Annotated in this window: 2 pseudogenes; both read right to left on the reverse strand. The window is 72.9% G+C overall.

From position 1 onward, the window contains the following. Positions 1-400: pseudogene (locus tag I53_RS16580) on the reverse strand (carotenoid 1,2-hydratase); the annotation flags it as partial. Beyond that, a pseudogene (locus I53_RS16585) lies at positions 397-1,186 on the reverse strand (phytoene desaturase family protein); the annotation flags it as partial. The pseudogenes I53_RS16585 and I53_RS16580, both read right to left, overlap by 4 nt.

Consider the following 1,186-nt stretch of genomic DNA (forward strand, 5'->3'; position numbering starts at 1 on the left):
CGAAATCCACCTCGACCCGGGAGGACGGCGCCATCGGCCACCAGCGGTGGCGGCCCGCCCTGTCGAGATGGAACGGACCCGCCGTGAAACCGCGCGGCTCGAGACGGACGGTGCCGCGGAGTCGATGGGGCAGCGGCGCCCCGCGCTCGTCGATGCGAACGGTCAGCGCCGTGCCATCCCAGTGCATCGCGCTCGGGCCGATGGCGATGTGGTCGGGGCCGCGCGACAGGCTGGCAGCGCGCCGCTCGGTCATCGCGAAGCGGCCGCGATCGCCGTAGAGGACCACGTTCATGGCGCAATGGGCGAAGGGGTCCTTCTCGGCGCTCCACGCGTAGTAGGGCGAGAACACACTTCCGATGAACGCGATGATCGTGAGGCCGTGACGGCCATCGTCGCTCACCGCATCGACGTACCACCACGCGTAGCCGCCCCGCGCGACCGGGCCATCGAATCGCGGTCCTCCAGGATCGCCGCCGCTGCCAGCCGACCCGATTGCGCGGCCATCGGCACGCCCGGGCCGGGATGGATCGAGCCCCCCGCCAGATAGAGGCCCGGCAGCGCCGTCCGGGCGCCCGCGCGCTTGAAGGTCGTCGCCCATCCCTGCGCCGCCCGCCCGTAGAGCGCTCCGCCCGTCCCGGGAAAGAGGGCGTCGAAATCCCGTGGCGTCGTGGTCACCGCCGACGACGCGAAGGTCAGGGTGAGCCCGCAGGCCTCCAACCGGCGGATCAGGGTCGTCTCGCATCTCTGGGTCTCCGACGGCGTGAGCGGTCGCTCCCGGCCATCCGCCGGTGCGTTGACGAGCATGAGCAGGCGCTCGGGCCCCTGCGGCGCGGTCCCCGCCGCGTCCCGGTCCTGGGCACAGACGTAAACCGTGGGATCGTCGGGCAGGCGACGGTCTCGCAGGATCGTGTCGAACTCGGCCCGGTAATCGCGGGAGAAGAAGACCGTGTGGTGCGCCAGCGGGAAGCCGGAAGGCACCGCCTCCGCGCAGAATGTGACGGCGGACAGCGAGCGCTCGCCGGGCGCGAGCCGCTCGCCGGCGACGGCGGCGTCCGGTTCCGAACAGGCCCGCGCCGAGGGCGGCGCAATCGGCATTGCACACGACGCGGTCGGCCGGAACCGGCGTGCCGTCGGCCAGGCGCACGCCGACGACCCGACCGCCCGCGGTGAGGATCCGCTCGGCCTC

Source organism: Methylobacterium sp. B1 (assembly GCF_000333255.1).
Lineage (GTDB): Bacteria > Pseudomonadota > Alphaproteobacteria > Rhizobiales > Beijerinckiaceae > Methylobacterium > Methylobacterium fujisawaense.